Genomic DNA, 1,627 nt, shown 5'->3' with positions numbered 1-1,627 from the left:
GACCGATGGGGTAGATCAGGAAAACTGCGGAAGCAGCCGCCACAGGAGCGCTGTAAGCGACGCAGATCCAAGGACGCATACCCAAGCGGTAGGACAGTTCCCACTCACGACCCATGTAGCAGAAGATGCCGATCAGGAAGTGGAAAATCACTAACTGGTATGGGCCACCATTGTACAGCCACTCATCGAGAGAAGCGGCTTCCCAAATGGGGTAGAAGTGCAGACCGATCGCATTGCTGGAAGGAACAACGGCACCAGAGATGATGTTGTTGCCTAACAGTAAGGAACCAGCCACGGGTTCGCGGATCCCGTCGATGTCCACTGGAGGAGCAGCGACGAAAGCAATGATGTAGCAGATGGTTGCGGTCAACAAGGTGGGGATCATCAGGACGCCGAACCAGCCCACATACAGGCGGTTGTCGGTGCTCGTGACCCAGGAGCAGAAGCGCTGCCACAAAGAGGCGCTCTCGCGTTGTTGCAGAGTAGTAGTCATTTGCTTTATGAGTGCTATGTAGTTTTCAATGTTCGGATGATGTTTTTAGATTAACCCGATTGTTAAGCTTTGTAAAGGGGTTTAATAAATATTTATTCTCATCAGTCTGATAAGTCAGGCTTATGAGTTATTGACTCACCGGAGAAAAACGGCGGAAATGACTATAGGGTAAGGCGGCCAGCTATTTGCCCCAAGGGATATAATCATCAACAAGAATTACCAGAAAGTGGGGAGCCGAAAATGTCAGTAGAACTCACTGCCCAGACTTGCCCGGACACCCCCGTGGAGCCGGACTGGGAACCCCCCATGCCACCCACGGACTTGATTTTTGATGATGGAGAACCCTTGGAGAGTAACCGCCACCGCATCGCGATGAATGTCCTCATCCGGTCATTGCAACAAGTTTGGCGCGATCGCTGCGGACTTCTTTACTGGGGGCAATATGTTCGTTTATTACAGTAGCGACCAAGCCATGAACAAAGATTTCCGAGGACCGGATTTCTTTGCGGTATTGGATGTAGATGGCACCAAAGAGCGACAGGGTTGGGTAGTGTGGCAGGAAGCGGGACGCTACCCTGATGTGATTGTCGAGCTAATGTCGCCGAGTACCGCTCGCATAGATAAAGGAAAGAAAAAGGATCTGTATCAGCGGACGTTTCGGACGCCAGATTACTTTGTATTTGACCCGTTTGAAGCCAACGCCTTTCAAGGATGGCATTTGGATGGTTCAGGACGTTATCAGCTTTTACAGCCGAATGATCGCGGATGGCTGTGGTGTGAAACCTTGGGCTTTTGGCTGGGAACCTGGGAAGGAACCATCGACCGAGAGACGGCAGTTTGGTTACGGTTTTACGATACCGAAGGCAATTTGGTGTTGTTACCGGAAGAGGCAGAACGCCAAAAAGCGGAACAAGCTCAACAATTCGCGGAACAAGCTCAACAGCTTGCTGAGGCAGAACGCCAAAAAGCCGAACAAGCTCAACAGCTTGCTGAGGCAGAACGCCAAAAAGCCGAACAAGCTCAACAGCTTGCTGAGGCAGAACGCCAGCGGGCCGAACTTCTTGCTGAACGGTTGCGGGCGATCGGGCTAGATCCCGATAACCTTTAACAGCCGATCGCTCCCGCGAATCGCGC

Annotated in this window: 2 pseudogenes; one reads left to right on the top strand and one right to left on the bottom strand. The window is 51.8% G+C overall.

What is annotated here, in order from left to right:
• Positions 1-493, bottom strand: a pseudogene (locus AM228_RS28820) (photosystem II q(b) protein); the annotation flags it as partial.
• Between the two features lie 240 nt (positions 494-733).
• Between AM228_RS28820 and AM228_RS28815 the strand changes: the two are divergent.
• A pseudogene (locus tag AM228_RS28815) lies at positions 734-1,601 on the top strand (Uma2 family endonuclease).
• Positions 1,602-1,627 lie beyond the last annotated feature (26 nt).

The sequence above is a fragment of the Planktothricoides sp. SR001 genome (assembly GCF_001276715.1).
GTDB classification, from domain to species: Bacteria; Cyanobacteriota; Cyanobacteriia; order Cyanobacteriales; family Laspinemataceae; genus Planktothricoides; species Planktothricoides raciborskii.
The sequence above is the reverse complement of the archived record's forward strand: the minus strand, read 5'-3'. Positions and strand labels throughout refer to the sequence as shown.